Below are 1,019 nucleotides of genomic sequence, written 5' to 3' on the forward strand. Positions count from 1 at the left end.
GTCGCGGCTAATGTTTGGGATAGGGGTGGCGCAGTTTGATGCGTGCGTCGTGGGTGGTGAAGTGCCAGTTCACCTGACGTTGGTCGGTGTTGGTGGCGTTCTGCCAGGCTGAGAGTTGGGTGTTGAGGGTGTCGAGGTCGCTGATCCGGCGGTCGAGGCATTGCCGGGTCAGCGCGGAGAGTTCGATCTCGGCGATGTTGAGCCATGACCCGTGCTTGGGCGTGTAGTGGATCTCGAGGCGTTGGGCCAGGGCGAATGCCTCTTCCGGTTCGAATGCCTCGTACAGTGAGGCGATGCCGTGGGTGTTGAGGTTGTCCATCACCAGCACCACGGCCTGGGCGTCGGGGTAGTCCACGCTCAGCAGTTGCTTGACCTGGCCGGCCCAGTCGGTCCGGGTCCGCTGGGACAGCGCCTGAACCCGGCGCCATCCGCGTAAGGGTTCGACCCATACGAAGATGGAGCACGTGCCGCAGCGGATGTACTCGCTGTCCTGGCAGGCGTCGTTACCGGGGCGGGCCGGGAGCGGGCCGCGGGCATGGTCGAGGAGCTGGTAGGGCTTCTCATCCATGCACACCACCGGACGTGCCGGGTCACAGGGCCGGGCATAGACGGCCAGTACGTCTTCCATCCGGGCCGCGAACTGCGCGTTCGCTCGTGGCGGGATAGTCCAGTACTTCTTCAGGTGAGGGCGCAGTTCCGTTTTTTTAAGATCCGCCCGATGGTGGAGTGGTCCAGATCAGGGATGTCCTCGGCCAGCGCGACGTGCTTCTCCAGCAGCCGCAGCGACCACCGTGCATGGCCCTGGGGCGGCTGGGAGCACGCCATCGCGATCAGCCGGGCTTCGACCTCACCGGTCACCGGCGAGGGCACCGGTGGGAGGTCGCGCTTCTTCCGCGCGATCGTGGCGTGCACATCGCCACCGGTCTCGGCGAAACGCTTGGCGACCAGCCGCAACGTCTCACCGGAGACACCGAGACGAGCCGCGATCACCTCCTGCGAACCGATCTCGCCCGCAGAGG

2 protein-coding genes are annotated in these 1,019 nt (G+C 65.8%); both read right to left on the bottom strand.

Annotation, left to right across the window (positions count from 1 at the left end):
- Positions 1-7: 7 nt before the first annotated feature.
- A complete protein-coding gene (locus PV419_RS52870) occupies positions 8-694 on the bottom strand; it encodes an IS630 family transposase (RefSeq protein ID WP_319701245.1) in 687 nt (228 codons plus the stop codon).
- Positions 679-1,019 (bottom strand): helix-turn-helix domain-containing protein (locus PV419_RS52875; RefSeq protein ID WP_319701244.1); only part of this gene is annotated, 341 nt, incomplete at its 5' end. The genes PV419_RS52875 and PV419_RS52870, both read right to left, overlap by 16 nt.

This window comes from Streptomyces sp. ME19-01-6, from assembly GCF_033793745.1.
Lineage (GTDB): Bacteria > Actinomycetota > Actinomycetes > Streptomycetales > Streptomycetaceae > Streptomyces.